Consider the following 15,109-nt stretch of genomic DNA (forward strand, 5'->3'; position numbering starts at 1 on the left):
ACATGCAACAATCAAATTTTCGCCGCTGGGTCACCCTGGCAATAATAAGTATTAGTGGTGGTGTTAGTTTTGACTTGGCCTATCTTCGCTATATTTATCAAATTCCGATGGCAAAGTTTATGGGTTTTTCCAATGTAGAAATCGGATTAATCATGAGTACCTTCGGAATTACCGCAATTATTCTCTACGCGCCAAGTGGAATTATTGCCGATAAATTCTCCCACCGTAAAATGATGACTAGCGCGATGATCGCAACCGGAATATTAGGTTTCATCATGGCATCATATCCCCCGTTATGGGTAATGCTGGCTATTCAGGTCGCCTTTGCGATTACCACAATTTTAATGCTGTGGTCGGTGTCGATAAAAGCAGCGTCATTGCTGGGCGATCACCGTGAGCAAGGCAAGATTATGGGCTGGATGGAAGGGCTGCGCGGCGTAGGTGTGATGGCGCTGGCCGTTTTCACCATGTGGATATTTTCGCGCTTTCACCCCGATAACAGTAACAGCCTGAAGACCGTCATCCTGATTTACAGTGGTGTTTATATCGCGCTGGGGATTTTGTGCTGGTTCTTTGTCACCGACGGTTTTACCGCTCGTGAAGCCAGTGCCGAAGAGGTCGCAAAGCCGGCGTTTAAACTGAGCGATATTATCGCGGTGCTAAAAATTCCGACCACCTGGTATTGCAGCATGATCATTTTTGGCGTCTATACCATTTACGCCATTCTCAGTTACTCCACGAACTATCTTACTGAAATTTATGGCATGTCCCTGGTTGCTGCCAGTTATATGGGCATTGTCATCAATAAGATTTTCCGCGCGATGTGCGGCCCACTCGGTGGACTTATCACGACATACAGCCGTTTTAAATCGCCGACCAGGGTCATTCAATTTTTAGCCTTAATCGGCATTATTACGCTGGTTGCACTGCTAATAACCAACCAGAACCCGCAATCGGTAGCGGTCGGAATCGGGCTAATTTTACTGCTTGGCTTTACCTGTTATGCCTCGCGCGGGCTGTACTTCGCCTGCCCAGGGGAAGCCCGCACGCCAACATTCGTGATGGGGACGACCGTCGGAATTTGTTCGGTCATTGGCTTTTTGCCGGACGTATTTGTGTACCCCATTGTCGGTCACTGGCAAGACACGTTGCCCGCCGCCGAAGCCTATAAAAACATGTGGTTGATGGGATTGGGCGCGCTTTGCGTGGTGGTGGTCTTTACCTTTTTGCTGTCCCAGAAAATACGACATCAGCAGCCGCGTGAGCATGTTGAATCATTACAGGAGAATGGAAATGCCTAAAAAATATATCATCGGAATTGATGGTGGGAGCCAGAGCACTAAAGTCGTGATGTATGATTTACAAGGAAATGTGGTGTGCGAAGGCAAGGGTTTGCTGCAACCGATGCACACTCCAGATGCTGATACGGTTGAACATCCTGACGACGATCTCTGGACGTCTTTATGCGACGCGGGAAAGGATCTGATGAGTCAGTTTAAAGGCGATGCCGGGGATATTCTCGGCATTGGGCTTGGATCGATTCGTTGTTGCAGAGCTTTGCTAAAAACCGATGGCACGCCCGCCGCACCGTTAATTAGCTGGCAAGATGCCCGTGTAACACGCCCTTATGAGCATACCAATCCCGAAGTGGCTTATGTCACTTCGTTTTCAGGGTATTTGTCGCACCGCTTAACGGGCGAGCGTAAAGACAACGTTGCCAACTATTTTGGCCAGTGGCCGGTGGATTATAAAACCTGGGCGTGGAGCGACGATCAGGAAGTGATTAAGAAATTTAATCTCCCACGCCATATGTTATTTGATGTGCAAATGCCGGGCACTGTGTTAGGTAAAATCACTCTCGAAGCATCGCTTGCGACCGGTTTCCCGGAAGGCTTGCCTGTCGTGTGCAGCACCAGCGATAAAGCCGTTGAAGCGCTGGGTGCAGGATTGCTGGATGACGAAACAGCAGTGATTTCATTGGGCACCTATATCGCGTTGATGATGAACGGCAAGGCGTTACCAAAAGATCCGACCTGGTATTGGCCGATTATGTCATCCATTCCTGAAACGCTAATTTATGAAGGATATGGCATCCGCAAAGGGATGTGGACGGTCAGCTGGTTGCGAGACATGTTGGGCGAGTCCCTCATTAAAGATGCACAAGCGCAGGGGCTTTCGCCGGAAGATTTGCTCAATCACAAAGCAGCCAAAGTTTCTCCGGGTTGCGACGGTTTAATGACGGTGCTGGATTGGCTGACTAACCCGTGGGAACCGTATAAAAGAGGGGCGATGATCGGTTTTAACGCCAACATGAATTACGCCTGGATTTATCGCTCTATTTTAGAAAGCGTGGCGCTGACCTTAAAAAATAACTACGACAATATGTGCGGTGAAATGGGTCGCCATGCGAAGCACATCATTATTACGGGCGGCGGCTCAAACAGTGATTTGTTTATGCAAATCTTTGCCGATGTATTTAACCTACCCGCAAAACGAAATGTGATTAACGGCTGTGCAAGCCTCGGGGCGGCCATTAACACCGCCGTTGGTCTGGGCGTTTATTCCTCCTGCGAGCAGGCGGTGGAGAAAATGGTGCGGGTAAAAGATACTTTTGTGCCAGTCGAAAAAAATGCCGCGCTGTATGAAGCGATGAATAAGGAAATATTCAAGGATCTCACCAAACACACCGATGTGATATTGAAAAAATCCTATGAAGTGTTTCATGGCAATTTGAATGAAGTGGATTCGATTCAGAGTTGGTCGAACGCGTAACGGGATAATGTTGTTTTGTCGGGGGCGCTGCGCTTGCCCGACCTACGAAAACGACTATGGTTTTGTAGGGCGGATAAGTGCAGCTTCTTCTATCATTTTCTAAGCGATATTCAAATACTTATGCGTTTGCATCGAAAACCGCCAGTTGCGGGCGATACAGGTTTCAATGCACAGACGCGTGGCGTCTTCTTTCTGGCTGATAGGCTGGAGCGCAATCACCCGCTTTTTATCATCCACCAGCGTTGCCAGTAGCTCATCCAGCGCTTCAATATCTCGCATACGCCCGACCGGATGCTTAATTTCATCCGCGCGTTCTAACGCCTGAGACAACACGTCGTAACCGCCGCGCATGTTCACTTTCGGGGAAACGGTGACCCATGTGTCTGCGGTGCAGCGCACTTCGTGAGTGCCGCTGGTTTCAATCTGGCAGCTATAACCGTGGTGCTCAAACAGCGACGTTAACGGCGTGAGATCGTGAATACACGGTTCGCCGCCAGTAATCACCACATGGCGCGCGGTGTAATCCTGGCGCTGGAAAATCGCTAACAGGTCTTCAGCGCTGGCGCTGCCCCATTTATCGGTTTCTTTGGTTTTAGCCAGAATACTGAACAGAGAGACTTCACGATCCGCGAGTTTATCCCAGGTGTGTTTGGTATCGCACCACGCGCAGCCCACCGGGCAGCCTTGCAGGCGAATAAAAATGGCGGGCACACCAGTAAAATAGCCCTCCCCTTGCAGGGTCTGGAACATCTCGTTAATCGGATACTGCATAGTCATCTCAAAATAGGTGTAAAGAGTAATTATCGCAGAAGTGACGGTTGAGATCATGCGTAACGCGGCTGCGAGGGCTATTTGTTCTGCAATAAGCGCCTCATCCCCGCCGAGATACCCATAAAATAAACATGGCCTTTGTGCTTACCATCACAACATTCGGACTTATCTCAGCTCTTAGCCCTCTGGCTTGATCATCATCATATTCCAGGTGCCCCCACGCTCTTAGCATCAACCCTGAATTATCCCCTCACAATCACATAAGGAAGTGAAATATGGAAAGTTCTGTTGATACAGACACGCAACGCGTCGGGCCGGGTGCCTATATCGCGCTGTTGTTCGCAATGGTGTTTTTCTCTGGCCTGTTGGGTGGCAAAGAGTGGTACGGCGTCTTCGATTTCACCACGCTAAACGGTGCGTTTGGCAAAGTGGTCACCGATGTCAATCTTTCGGGCGATGCAATCGACGCCGCCAAAAGTGCTTTTCGCGGTAAGGGCGGGCATGGCGCAATGGACGGGTTCCTGTTTGCCTTTGGCTTAATTCCCGCAGTCATGTTTGCGTTGGGGATGATCAACGTACTTGAGCATTACGGCGCGCTGAATGCGGCTCGTAAACTGCTGACCCCGCTATTACGCCCGCTTCTCGGCATTCCTGGTTCAACCGGCCTTGCGCTGATTGGCAGCCTGCAAAGTACCGACGTCGGCGCATCGCTGACTCGCGTATTAGCCGATGAAGGGCAGATAACCGAGAAAGAAAAAACGGTTTTCACCATGTTCCAGTTTTCAGCCGGGGCCATGATCACCAACTTTTTCTCCTCCGGTGCGGTGCTGTTTACGCTGGTGGCGATTGACGGAACGAGTGCCGTTCCCGCATCCATCGGCCTGTGTGTGGCGGTGATGTTCATTATGAAAATTGTCGGGGCGAATGTGATGCGCCTGATTCTGAACGTTTCAGAGCGCAAACAGAGTGTGGAGGTGCAACATGGCTGATACCGCTAAACCGATGATCACCGACGTTTTCGTTGCCGGTGCCCGCAAAGGCTGGAATATCGCGACCACCAGCACGCTTCCTAACGTGTTGATGGCCTTCATTATTATTTATGCACTGCAAATTACCGGCGCGCTGGATGGCCTGGCGTGGATATTTGGCCCATTGATGAAAGTGTTTGGCCTGCCGGGTGAAGCGGCTGCCGTGCTAATCGGTGGCTGGATGTCGATGGGTGGCGCAATCGGCGTCGCTGTCACTCTGTTTGAAAAAGGTATTCTCACCGGCGCACATCTTGCGATTCTTGCTCCCGCCATTTATTTGATGGGCTCACAAATCCAATATGCAGGCCGCATTCTTGGCGTTGTCGGCATCCCGGCAAAACGTATTCCCTTAATGATCGCAATTTCGGTGCTGAACGCCTTTGGCGCCATGTTAATTATGCGACTTTTGATTCTGGAGTAAGACATGGATTTAAAACAGTATCTTCACGAGCTCAAAAAGCTGGTCAATATCGACTGTGGAACAGCAACCATTGATGGCGTTGAGGAAGTCAGCCAGATTATTCAACAGTGGTATCAGAACGAAAATTGGCATTGCGACCGAATCAGCCTTGGCGAAAAAGTCGGGCCGGGATTATTTGCTACCAACAAACCTGACGCTGACCGTTTTGATGTGTTGCTGGTCGGGCATATGGACACCGTATTCCCGGTGGGAACCGTGGCTGAGCGCCCGTTCAGCATCGAAGGCAACCGAGCTTACGGGCCTGGTGTTTCAGATATGAAAAGCGGGTTGCTGAACATTCTCTGGGCGCTACGTGGGATGGATAAAGCCACGCTTGCGCGTTTATCCATTGGCGTAGCCATGAACCCGGATGAAGAAACAGGCTCGGCGCATTCGCATCACTGGATTGGCGAACTGGCAAAACGCAGCCGCTGCGTGCTGGTGTGTGAAGCCGCAAGAGCGGATGGCTCGCTGGTGAAAGCGCGAAAAGGCATCGCGGGCTATAAGTTGACGTTTAAAGGTGTGGCGGCACATGCGGGTAATGACCCGGAAGCGGGTCGCTCGGCGATTAAAGCGCTAGCGCGGGCGGTGCTGGAAATCAGCGAACTGGCCGATATGGCCAAAGGCACCACCATCAATACCGGCGTCATTTCCGGGGGCGTGGGGGCGAATATCGTTCCGGAACATGCGGAGATGATTGTTGATGTTCGCTTCCAGGATAACGACGAATATGCGCGTGTGCATGCCGCCATTCAGGCTTACGGCCAGCGGGAATTTGAACGCGATGTGAAAACTACCGTTCACCAGCAAGCGCATAAACCGGCGATGGCACCGACGGCGGATACTGAAGAGCTGATGCGAATGGTTGAGCAAGCCGGTGTTGCGGAAGGTGTCGATGTGCGCTGGAAGTCCGTCGGCGGCGGTTCTGATGCCAATCATACCGCAGCGTTGGGCATTCCTTCACTGGATGGTTTCGGCCCGATTGGTGCCGGTTTCCACAGCGCATCAGAATACCTGGAAATCGACAGTATTGAGCCACGTATTCGCTTGCTTAAGCGGGTGATTCAGTCGCTTTAAACGCTCCTGGTTAAAACAGATGGCCGGGGAAATCCCGGCCAAATTTAATGCTTCTTACTTCTTCGTTTTAAAATCAATTACCATGCGGCCTTTGATTTTACCCTCTTCCATTTCCTTGAAAATGGCATTGATATCTTCAAGTGGGCGCATCGTCACTTTAGGCACCACTTTGCCTTCGGCGGCAAACTGGAAGGCCTCCGTCAAATCCATACGCGTGCCGACCAATGAACCGACAACTTCAATACCATCCAGCACCAGGCGTGGAATATTCAGGCTCATGGACTCAGAAGGCAGGCCGACCGCCACAATGCGAGCGCCGGCACGAACGGCATCGACCGCCGAGTTGAACGCCGCTTTCGCCACGGCAGTGACGACCGCCGCATGAGCGCCGCCCACTTTTTCCTGGATAACCTTCGCCGCATCTTCGTTTCGCGAGTTGATGACTAAATCCGCCCCACACTCTTTAGCGAAATCGAGCTGGGCGTCATTCACGTCGATGGCAATGACTTTGGCGTTAAAGACGTTCTTGGCATATTGCAGCGCAAGGTTGCCCAGCCCGCCGAGGCCATAAATCGCAATCCACTGACCCGGCTGAATATGGGAAACTTTTACCGCTTTATAAGTGGTGACGCCGGCACAGGTCACGCTACTGGCAGCGGCTGATTCGAGGCCGTCAGGGACTTTCACGGCGTAATCGGCGACGACGATACATTCTTCGGCCATGCCGCCATCAGCGGTGTATCCTGCGTTCGTCACGCTGCGGCACAGCGTTTCGTTGCCGGTATTGCAATATTCACAGTTGCCACATCCGCGGAAGAACCAGGCGACGCTTGCACGATCCCCGACTTTCAGCGATGTCACGCCAGGGCCGATGGACTTCACCACCCCGATCCCTTCATGGCCCAGAGTGATGCCAGTAACATCCCCAAAGTCTCCGTTTTTCACATGTAAATCGGTGTGGCAAACACCGCAACACTCCATTGTCAGTAATGCCTCGCCGTGTTTCAGTGCACGAACGGGTTTATCAATGATGCCGACAGAGTGGTCTTTGTTAACAACTGCAGCTTTCATGGCGGTCTCCTGACCTGTGAGTGAAATAACCCGGTAATCCTGGTCGAGAGAAGGAGCAACCGCAAACTGCATTCCCGGTTTATGCGAGAGTGGCTCAGGTTTCGCCAAATAATAGGCACAAAAAAACCCACCGAAGTGGGTTTTTTAATCAGAATTTAAAGCAGTAACGAATTACTGACCTTTAACTTCTTTCAGACCGTTGAACGGAGCTGGTGTGCCCGCAGCAGCCAGAGCTTCTTCGATACGAATCAGCTGGTTGTACTTAGCAACACGGTCAGAACGGCTCATAGAACCAGTTTTGATCTGGCCTGCAGCAGTACCAACAGCCAGGTCAGCGATGGTCGCATCTTCAGTTTCGCCTGAACGGTGAGAGATAACTGCAGTGTAGCCAGCATCTTTCGCCATTTTGATCGCAGCCAGAGTTTCGGTCAGAGAACCGATCTGGTTGAATTTGATCAGAATGGAGTTAGCGATACCGTTGTCGATACCTCTTTTCAGGATTTTGGTGTTAGTAACGAACAGGTCATCACCAACCAGCTGAAGTTTGTCGCCCATGACTTTGGTCTGGTATGCGAAACCATCCCAATCAGACTCGTCCAGACCGTCTTCGATAGAAACGATTGGGTACTGTTTGGTCAGGTCTTCCAGGAAGTGGGTGAATTCTTCAGAGGTGAAAGCTTTGTTGCCTTCGCCAGCCAGAACGTATTTACCGTCTTTGTAGAATTCAGAAGCAGCACAGTCCATAGCCAGAGTAACGTCTTTACCCAGCTCGTAGCCTGCAGCTTTAACCGCTTCAGCGATTACAGCCAGTGCTTCAGCGTTGGAACCCAGGTTTGGCGCATAGCCACCTTCGTCACCAACAGCAGTACCCATACCTTTAGATTTCAGAACTTTAGCCAGGGTGTGGAAAACTTCAGAACCCATACGGATGGCTTCTTTCAGAGTTTTCGCGCCAACTGGTTGAATCATGAACTCTTGGATATCAACGTTGTTATCAGCGTGCTCGCCACCGTTGATGATGTTCATCATTGGCAGAGGCATAGAGAATTTGCCTGGGGTGCCGTTCAGTTCAGCGATGTGTGCATACAGCGGCAGGCCTTTAGAGGCAGCAGCAGCTTTAGCAGCAGCAAGGGAAACAGCCAGGATTGCGTTAGCGCCGAAGTTGGATTTGTTTTCGGTACCGTCCAGGTCGATCATGATCTTATCGATGTTTGCCTGGTCTTTCGCATCTTTACCAGTTACAGCCGCAGCGATCGGGCCGTTAACTGCAGCAACGGCTTTCAGAACGCCTTTGCCCAGGAAGCGAGATTTGTCGCCATCGCGCAGTTCCAGCGCTTCGCGGGAACCAGTTGAAGCACCTGATGGTGCAGCAGCCATACCTACGAAACCGCCTTCCAGATGAACTTCAGCTTCAACAGTCGGGTTACCACGGGAGTCGATGATTTCACGACCGATGACTTTAACGATTTTGGACATTAGATTTTCCTCAGTACAAGTTAAACTAAAACTCCAGACAAACAACGCGCGAAACATTCGCGCGTTGTCGTTCTAACTATCTCTTACTTCGCTTGACGCTTCTGGAACTCACCGGCAGCTTTCACAAAGCCTGCGAACAGTGGGTGCCCATCACGCGGAGTAGAAGTAAATTCCGGGTGGAACTGGCAAGCAACAAACCACGGATGATTTGGCACTTCGATGATTTCTACCAGTTGGTCATCACCGGAACGGCCCGCAACGCGCAGACCTGCTGCTTCAATTTGCTTCAACAACATGTTGTTGACTTCATAACGATGGCGATGGCGCTCAGTAATTGTCGGTTCACCGTACATCTGGCGCACCAGACTACCATCGGTCAACTGACACTGCTGGCCACCAAGACGCATGGTGCCGCCTAAGTCGCTCTTTTCAGTACGAACTTCAACGTTACCTTCTTCGTCGCGCCACTCGGTGATTAAGGCGACCACCGGGTATTTACAGTCTGGCACAAATTCAGTTGAGTTGGCGTTAGCCATGCCTGCAACGTTTCGTGCGAACTCGATAAGCGCGACCTGCATACCTAAGCAAATGCCCAGATAGGGAATGTTTTGCTCACGAGCATAACGCGCGGTGGCGATTTTGCCTTCCACACCACGGTAACCAAAACCGCCAGGGATAAGGATAGCATCCAATCCCTTCAGCACTTCTTCAGCACCGCGAGTTTCAACATCCTGCGAATCAATCAGCTTGATGTTGACGGTCAGACGGTTTTTCAAACCACCGTGTTTCAATGCTTCAATCACAGATTTGTAGGCATCTGGCAGTTCAATGTACTTGCCAACCATACCAATCGTGACTTCGCTTGTCGGATTCGCTTCTTCATAAATAACTTGTTCCCATTCGGACAAGTTAGCTTCAGGAACGTTCAAGCTGAATCGTTTACAAATATAATCGTCCAGACCCTGTGATTTCAACAGACCTGGAATTTTATAGATGGAATCGACATCTTTTAGAGAAATAACCGCTTTCTCCGGGACGTTACAGAACAATGCAATTTTTGCACGTTCGTTAGCCGGAACAACGCGGTCAGAGCGGCAGATCAGCACATCTGGCTGAATACCGATAGAAAGCAGTTCTTTTACGGAGTGTTGAGTCGGTTTAGTTTTCACTTCACCGGCAGCAGCCATGTACGGCACCAGAGTCAGGTGCATATACAAAGTGTGCTCACGACCCACTTCAACCGCCATCTGACGAATCGCTTCGAGGAACGGCAGGGATTCGATATCACCTACCGTACCGCCGATTTCAACCAACACGACATCGTAGCCTTCGCCACCTTCAAGGATGCGTTCTTTGATTGCGTTCGTGATGTGTGGAATAACCTGAACGGTTGCGCCCAGGTAGTCGCCACGGCGCTCTTTACGCAGAACTTCTGAGTAAATACGGCCAGTGGTGAAGTTGTTACGACGCGTCATTTTGTTGCGAATGAAACGCTCGTAGTGACCTAAATCCAGGTCGGTTTCAGCGCCGTCTTCTGTAACGAACACTTCCCCATGTTGAATAGGGCTCATGGTACCCGGATCGACGTTGATGTACGGATCGAGTTTCATGATGGATACGTTGAGGCCACGGGCTTCGAGAATAGCTGCGAGGGAGGCTGCGGCAATGCCTTTACCCAGAGAGGAAACGACCCCGCCGGTCACAAAAATATAGTTCGTTGTCATGCTGAACCTGAAGAGTTAGGTTTAAAGACGATGGAAGTACCAGGACGGGAAAGTAGTATACCCGAACAGTATCGGCGCCACAAACTTTCATTCTGTCTGCAAAGCCGTGACCTCGCGCTTTGTCAGGGCAATGAAAATAGCCCGTCTGGTATAAATGTTTTTGACGTAAATCAAGCGCTTGTTAAATTGAAATTGCCATTAAAAGCGCTTGACCACAAAAATGCGTTAAATTTCAGTTTCCTGGCGTTTAACCTGTTGCCAGACTTGTTCCATGATTTCCAGGTCAACTCCAGTCATTGTCAGCCCTCTGTCGGCAATAATCCTTTCCACTTCGCGGAAACGTCGCTCAAATTTCAGGTTGGCTTTTTGTAATGCTGTCTCAGCTTTGGTGCCTAAATGGCGCGCCAGATTGACGGTGGCGAACAATAAATCACCGACTTCTTCTTCCAGTTTTGCTTCATCGACGACGACTTGTTTTGCTTCATGCATCACTTCGTCGATCTCTTCATAGACTTTGTCTAAAACCGGGCCAAGTGTGGTCCAGTCAAACCCCACCGTCGAACAACGCTTCTGGATTTTGTGCGCCCGCATTAATGCCGGCAGCGCGTGAGGAATGTCATCAAGTGCGGAATGCTGTGCTTTTTCCGCACGTTCATCACTCTTGATTTGCTCCCAGCGCTCCAGCACTTCGGTACTGTTTTGCGCCGTGCCGTCTGCAAAAATGTGTGGGTGGCGACGTTCGAGTTTGTCGCTAATTGATTTGCAGATATCGTCGAAATCAAAGCGCCCTTCTTCCTGTGCCATTTGGGCGTAGAACACCACCTGGAACAGCAAATCACCAAGCTCACCGCGCAAATCATCAAAATCTTCGCGATTGATAGCATCAAGCACTTCGTAGGTTTCTTCCAGGGTGTACGGCGCGATAGTGGCGAAGGTTTGCTCTTTGTCCCACGGGCAACCGGATTCCGGGTCACGCAGGCGCTTCATGATGCCCAGTAGGCGGGTAATTTGATTCATTTTGGATCCTTGTGAATAAAACAACCCTCACCCTAGCCCTCTCCCTGAGGGAGAGAGAACAAGCTTTCCCCCTCGCCCCTTTGGGGAGAGGGTCGGGGCGAGGGGCAATCAATCAGCCGTGCAACCGCCTCGCGTCGATAATATCCGGCACCTGGTTCAATTTACCCAGTACGCGCCCCAGCACCTGCAGGTTGTAGATCTCGATATTCATATCGATGGTCGCCAGTTGCTGCTTGGTGTCGCTGCGGCTGGCAACGCCCAGTACGTTCACCTTTTCATTCGCCAGAATGGTTGTTATGTCACGCAACAAACCACTACGATCGTTGGCTGTGACGCGCACCACCAGCGAATAACCGCTGGAGTAGCTTTCGCCCCATACTGCATCAACGATACGTTCCGGCGCGTGGGATTGCAGTTCAGCAAGCTGGTCGCAGTCTGCACGGTGAATCGAAATACCGCGCCCTTGCGTGATAAAACCAACGATCTCGTCACCCGGAATCGGCTGGCAGCAGCGCGCAATGTGGTGCATCAGGTTGCCAACCCCTTCCACTACGACACGTCCATTGTCTTTGCTGCGCGACTGCGGCGTGTAGGATTTCTTCTCCAGTTGGCGAAGCGCTTGCTCATCCTGTTCCGCAGCAGTCGGCTTGTTAAACTGCGATTGCAGGTAGTTACTCATCTGGTTAAGACGAATATCCCCGCCGCCGATGGCCGCCAGTAACTCTTCAACATCATTGAAGTTATAGCGCGGCAACAACGATTTCTCGGCCTCTTTCAGGCTGATCCCCAGATGTTCAATTTCATCATCAAGGATCTGCCGCCCGGCCAGGATATTTTTGTCACGATCCTGTTTGCGGAACCAGTTGTGAATTTTAGCTCGCCCACGGCTGGTGGTGATGTAGCCAAGGTTCGGGTTCAGCCAGTCGCGGCTTGGGTTCGGCTGCTTCTGGGTGATGACTTCAATTTGGTCACCCATTTGCAGTTGATAGGTAAACGGCACAATGCGCCCACCGATTTTCGCGCCAATGCAACGGTGCCCAACATCGCTGTGAATATGGTAAGCAAAGTCCAGTGGCGTAGAGCCAGCCGGTAAATCTACCACGTCGCCTTTTGGCGTAAACACATACACGCGGTCATCAAACACCTGGCTGCGCACTTCATCCAGCAGCTCGCCGGAATCCGCCATCTCTTCTTGCCAGGCGATCAGTTTACGCAGCCACGCGATGCGATCTTCATGACTGGAACTGCCGCTCTTGGCATTGCCCTCTTTGTATTTCCAGTGAGCCGCAACGCCGAGTTCTGACTCTTCGTGCATCTGCTTGGTGCGAATCTGGATTTCAATGGTTTTGCCGTTTGGCCCCAGCACCACGGTGTGAATGGATTGGTAGCCATTCGGTTTCGGGTTGGCGACGTAATCGTCAAATTCGTCCGGCATATGGCGATAATGCGTGTGCACAATACCGAGTGCGGCATAGCAATCCTGCAAACGCTCAGCCACCACGCGCACCGCGCGCACGTCAAACAGCTCATCAAAGGCGAGAGATTTCTTCTGCATCTTGCGCCAGATGCTGTAAATGTGTTTCGGGCGGCCATAAACTTCTGCCTTCACGCCCTCTTCTTTCATCGATTTGCGCAGCGCACTCACGAACTCGTCGATGTAATGCTCACGGTCGATGCGACGCTCGTGCAGCAGTTTGGCGATACGTTTGTATTCAGCAGGATGCAGATAACGGAAGCAGTAATCTTCCAGCTCCCATTTGAGCTGGCCAATACCCAGGCGGTTAGCAAGCGGCGCATAGATATTGGTGCACTCTTTCGCCGCCAGCACACGTTCATCTTCCGGCGCGTCCTTCACTTCACGAAGGTGCGCGATACGTTCGGCGAGTTTGATCACCACGCAGCGGAAATCATCAACCATCGCCAGCAACATGCGGCGAACGTTATCGACCTGTTCCGCAGAGACAGAATCGGTATGTGCGGCTTTCAGCTGACGAATGGCAGCCATATCGCGCACGCCGTGAATCAGCGTGACGACCTGGTTATCAATGCTTTCGCGCATCACTTCTTCGGTGACTACGCCCGCATCCGCCAGCGGGAACAGCAAAGCGGCACGCAGCGTGTCGTTGTCCATGCTCAGCATCGACAGGATTTCTACCATCTCGACGCCGCGCCACAGCAACAACTCCGCGTTAGGATGGCCTTTCGTCTGTTGCTCGCAATACCGCCAGGTTTCGGCTAAGCGTTCACATGACTGCTGGTTGGTGATCCCGAGGCTCGCAATCCATCTGTCGGGCGCAAATTCGCCAGCTTTATTGAGATGTGCACTTCTTACCGCAACCATTGTCCTCTCCTGTCGGGTACTCGCTTCAGGCCTGGCCTGATTAATCGCTTAAATGCGCTCAAAAAGCGCCATAGACTCAAGGTGCCCTGTGTGCGGGAACATATCGAGCATTGCCAACTGGCGCAGTGTGTAACCTGCTGCCAGCAATGCCTCGCTATCACGGGCAAGTGTCGTCGGGTTACAAGAAACATAGACCACTCGCTCAGGGGCAAGTGCAATCACATGCTGCATGACACCCGGTGCTCCCGCTCTCGCGGGGTCGAGCAATATCTTGTTGAATCCCTGGGCTGCCCAGGGCTGGCGCGTTACATCATCTTCCAGGTTTTCATGGAAGAATGTGACGTTTTTCAGGGAATTACATTCTGCATTATATTCACCTTTCGCCACCAGCGCAGCAACGCCTTCCACTCCTACAACACTTTGGGCGCGTGTAGCGAGCGGGAGCGTAAAGTTTCCCATTCCGCAGAACAGGTCAAGCACGCGGTCGGTGGGCTGAATATCCAGCCATTCAATCGCACGAGCGACCATCTGCTGATTCACGCCATCGTTCACCTGGATAAAATCACGCGGGCTGAACGTTAAGCGTAGTCCGTCTGAATGATAGCTGGGCTGGACGTCATCCAGGGCTGTGAGTGTCTCACTGTCTGGCGCTAAAAACAGCGCGACGCCATGAGAATGCGAAAAGCGTTCCAGTTTTTGCTTATCATCATCATGAAGTGCATCTAAATGACGCAATACCATCAACGGGCCATTATCGGCATGAACCAATTCAACATGCCCTAAACGCCGAACGGCTTTTAATTCCGATAGACATTGGTGCAAGGGTTCCAGCAATGCCTCAAGTTGGGGCACCAGAACCGGGCAACGACGAATATTGATCAGTTCGCTGTCCTGCGATTTACGAAAACCCATCTGTAAGGTTTGCGTTTTAGGCTGATAATTCAACCCTAAACGCGCACGACGGCGATAACCCCATGGCGTTCCGGAGATAATTTCGTTGACCACCGCCGGAGTTTCACGCGAGCCCATCATGCGGGCCAGCGCCCTGGATTTTGCTTGCTGCTGCAATTCAACACTAGCGTGTTGTTGTTGGCAGCCACCACAAACGCCAAAATGCGGGCAACGCGGCGCAACTCGTTGCGGGCTATCATTTAAACGTCGCTTAACTTTCGCCTGGGAAAAGTTACGTTTATCTTCGGTAATCGTAATTTCGACCTGTTCGCCAGGCAACGCGCCCTGGATAAAAACAGCCTTACCGTTGTGACGTGCCACGCCCTGACCAAACGGGTCAAGGTCGTTAACCGTCACGGTTATGATCTGACGAGTCGTAACCCGTCGCTTTGCAGAGTAGAATTGCGCCATGAGCCAGAAT

At 51.5% G+C, this 15,109-nt stretch carries 12 protein-coding genes; 5 read left to right on the plus strand and 7 right to left on the minus strand.

Annotated elements, in window-relative coordinates:
• Positions 1 to 2: 2 nt before the first annotated feature.
• Together D6029_RS02110 and D6029_RS02115 are read left to right on the plus strand one after the other, a co-directional pair.
• The gene (locus tag D6029_RS02110) at positions 3 to 1,301 is read left to right on the plus strand and encodes an MFS transporter (RefSeq protein ID WP_120063179.1); all 1,299 of its coding nucleotides are present in this window, start codon (positions 3 to 5) and stop codon (positions 1,299 to 1,301) included.
• Positions 1,294 to 2,772, plus strand: coding sequence for an FGGY-family carbohydrate kinase (locus tag D6029_RS02115; RefSeq protein WP_120063180.1), 1,479 nt, complete (start codon positions 1,294 to 1,296; stop codon positions 2,770 to 2,772). The genes D6029_RS02110 and D6029_RS02115 overlap by 8 nt, the downstream gene beginning before the upstream one ends.
• Positions 2,773 to 2,871: 99 nt before the next feature.
• Here the strand turns inward: D6029_RS02115 and queE are convergent, their stop codons facing one another.
• Positions 2,872 to 3,543, minus strand: a complete 672-nt coding sequence (queE, locus tag D6029_RS02120; protein WP_120063276.1) for a 7-carboxy-7-deazaguanine synthase QueE — start codon at positions 3,541 to 3,543, stop codon at positions 2,872 to 2,874.
• A gap of 275 nt (positions 3,544 to 3,818) precedes the next feature.
• Between queE and D6029_RS02125 the strand changes: the two genes are divergently transcribed.
• The 3 genes from D6029_RS02125 to D6029_RS02135 are packed head-to-tail and all read left to right on the plus strand — an operon-like array spanning position 3,819 to position 6,108.
• Complete coding sequence (locus tag D6029_RS02125) at positions 3,819 to 4,532, plus strand: nucleoside recognition domain-containing protein (RefSeq protein WP_120063181.1); 714 nt, start codon at positions 3,819 to 3,821, stop codon at positions 4,530 to 4,532.
• Positions 4,525 to 4,992: a YjiG family protein gene (locus tag D6029_RS02130; protein WP_120063182.1), complete on the plus strand. Its 468-nt coding sequence runs from the start codon at positions 4,525 to 4,527 to the stop codon at positions 4,990 to 4,992. Before D6029_RS02125 ends, D6029_RS02130 begins: the two co-directional genes overlap by 8 nt.
• A 3-nt stretch (positions 4,993 to 4,995) precedes the next feature.
• A complete protein-coding gene (locus D6029_RS02135) occupies positions 4,996 to 6,108 on the plus strand; it encodes a M20 family metallopeptidase (RefSeq protein WP_120063183.1) in 1,113 nt (370 codons plus the stop codon).
• A gap of 54 nt (positions 6,109 to 6,162) precedes the next feature.
• Here D6029_RS02135 and adhP read toward each other — a convergent pair whose 3' ends face one another.
• From adhP to rlmD, 6 genes are all read right to left on the minus strand, one after another.
• Positions 6,163 to 7,179 carry an alcohol dehydrogenase AdhP gene (adhP, locus tag D6029_RS02140; RefSeq protein WP_034497982.1) on the minus strand — a complete coding sequence of 339 codons (1,017 nt, stop codon included), beginning with the start codon at positions 7,177 to 7,179 and terminating at the stop codon, positions 6,163 to 6,165.
• Positions 7,180 to 7,350: 171 nt separating this feature from the next.
• The gene (gene eno, locus D6029_RS02145; RefSeq protein ID WP_064560559.1) at positions 7,351 to 8,655 is read right to left on the minus strand and encodes a phosphopyruvate hydratase; all 1,305 of its coding nucleotides are present in this window, start codon (positions 8,653 to 8,655) and stop codon (positions 7,351 to 7,353) included.
• Positions 8,656 to 8,738: 83 nt separating this feature from the next.
• Complete coding sequence (pyrG, locus tag D6029_RS02150) at positions 8,739 to 10,379, minus strand: glutamine hydrolyzing CTP synthase (protein WP_034497987.1); 1,641 nt, start codon at positions 10,377 to 10,379, stop codon at positions 8,739 to 8,741.
• A gap of 225 nt (positions 10,380 to 10,604) precedes the next feature.
• A complete protein-coding gene (gene mazG / locus D6029_RS02155; RefSeq protein ID WP_120063184.1) occupies positions 10,605 to 11,396 on the minus strand; it encodes a nucleoside triphosphate pyrophosphohydrolase in 792 nt (263 codons plus the stop codon).
• 112 nt (positions 11,397 to 11,508) lie between these two features.
• On the minus strand, positions 11,509 to 13,737 hold the full coding sequence (gene relA, locus D6029_RS02160) for a GTP diphosphokinase (RefSeq protein WP_120063185.1): 2,229 nt from the start codon (positions 13,735 to 13,737) through the stop codon (positions 11,509 to 11,511).
• A 48-nt stretch (positions 13,738 to 13,785) separates the two neighbouring features.
• Positions 13,786 to 15,099, minus strand: coding sequence for a 23S rRNA (uracil(1939)-C(5))-methyltransferase RlmD (rlmD, locus tag D6029_RS02165; RefSeq protein ID WP_120063186.1), 1,314 nt, complete (start codon positions 15,097 to 15,099; stop codon positions 13,786 to 13,788).
• Between the last annotated feature and the right edge of the window lie 10 nt (positions 15,100 to 15,109).

The sequence above is a fragment of the Buttiauxella izardii genome (genome assembly GCF_003601925.1).
GTDB classification, from domain to species: domain Bacteria; phylum Pseudomonadota; class Gammaproteobacteria; order Enterobacterales; family Enterobacteriaceae; genus Buttiauxella; species Buttiauxella izardii.